Origin of the sequence: Mesonia sp. K4-1, assembly GCF_008017825.1 — a bacterium.
GTDB lineage: Bacteria > Bacteroidota > Bacteroidia > Flavobacteriales > Flavobacteriaceae > Mesonia.
The window spans coordinates 1-1370 of record NZ_VRLS01000024.1 but is presented as its reverse complement, the minus strand read 5'-3'; the positions used below and the strand labels follow the sequence as shown (position 1 = coordinate 1370).

Here is a 1370-nt window from a genome sequence, read left to right as displayed (position 1 = left end):
TCCTCTCTTTGTTCTTTCTTTTTTATAGATCTTAATTTAATGTTTTTATTGAAATGCTAACTTAAGACGTATATAACTCATAGCTAGTTAGTTACTTAATCAAAGTTAAGGTATATTTGCTAGTCCGCCAAATTTTTTAATTTGGCTTATTGAGTAAAAAGATAAATAGTAAAATTTAAAAATCTGGCTTGTGCCCAACTGAAAATTATTTTCTAATTTGCACGCTACGAGCCATATACAAAACCGTTGTGTGCAATTAGACCAAAAAAATGAAAAAACCGATTATAATATTAACAATAATTGTTGTTTTGGGAATTTTATATTCAATTTTCCTACATAAACAATCTGAATATATAGCTGGAGAATATAGATATTACACAGCTTTTGAAAAATATAAGGCTAAAGAAAAGAGCGTTGATTTCGCGCCTTTGGCTTATGAAAATGATGATTATAATTTAGAAAAGTTAAAAGACAAAGCAAAAAACGAAATAGATAAACTTGAAGAATTTAGAATTGAGCTTAATTCTTTATATAATTTAATCTACAAACCCGATAACTCTCTTTCTGATTATGAAAATTACATTGAAACCTTAAAAAAATTAAATATAGAAATTGAGGATAACCAGAAATATTATGAATGGCAGAAAAATGATTTAACTGAACTAAACAGATATATAGATAAAATAGAACAAGACTTGTATTCAATAAAGCTTTATGAAGCTGACATTTTTTACGTTTCTTCGGTAATAAATTCTATAGATTCAACCGCAACTAGATACAAAAATTCATTAAAACTTTTGGAATTAGCTTCGGCTTCTAGAGGATTAAAATTAGCAAAACAAATTGAGGCAGAAAATGAAAGAAAAAGACAGGAATTAATTGCTCAAATTGAACTGAAAAGGGAATTAAAAAGATTGAAAAAAGAGAGGGAATATAACAATTATTCGAATTATCCATCGAGTAGTTATATAAACTCTAGTAATTGGAATAATTCATATAGTGACTATTCAAGTATTTCTGTTCCTAGCTTACCAAGCTATTCGACTAATGATTTACCGAGCTTACCTTCTCATTATTATTCTACCAATACAAATCCAAACCACGTAGAAGTAGATGGATATTACAAATCAGATGGAACTTATATAGAATCACATATGAGAACAGCACCGAACAGTACAATAATTGATAATTTTTCAACATCACCAAATTTGAATCCATATACAGGAAAAATTGGAACAATAAAATTCAAATAATAACTGCACACAACAACGGTAACCGTTGCACAAGTCTATAATTTCTAATAAAACTATTTTTTTAAGCCGCTTTTAAGCGGTTTTTTTAGTTTTAGACCGTTGATAAACTTGATAAAT

1 protein-coding gene is annotated in these 1370 nt (G+C 27.7%); it reads left to right on the top strand.

Annotation, left to right across the window (positions count from 1 at the left end; translation table 11 throughout):
• The first annotated feature begins 269 nt into the window (after positions 1-269).
• Entirely contained in the window at positions 270-1253 is a 984-nt protein-coding gene (locus FT986_RS04230) for a hypothetical protein (RefSeq protein ID WP_147864003.1), read from the top strand.
• Positions 1254-1370 lie beyond the last annotated feature (117 nt).

Bases quoted from the DNA above. Each gene is read 5' to 3' on its own strand.
- FT986_RS04230 (WP_147864003.1), top strand. From the start codon at position 270: ATGAAAAAACCGATTATAATATTAACAATAATTGTTGTTTTGGGAATT.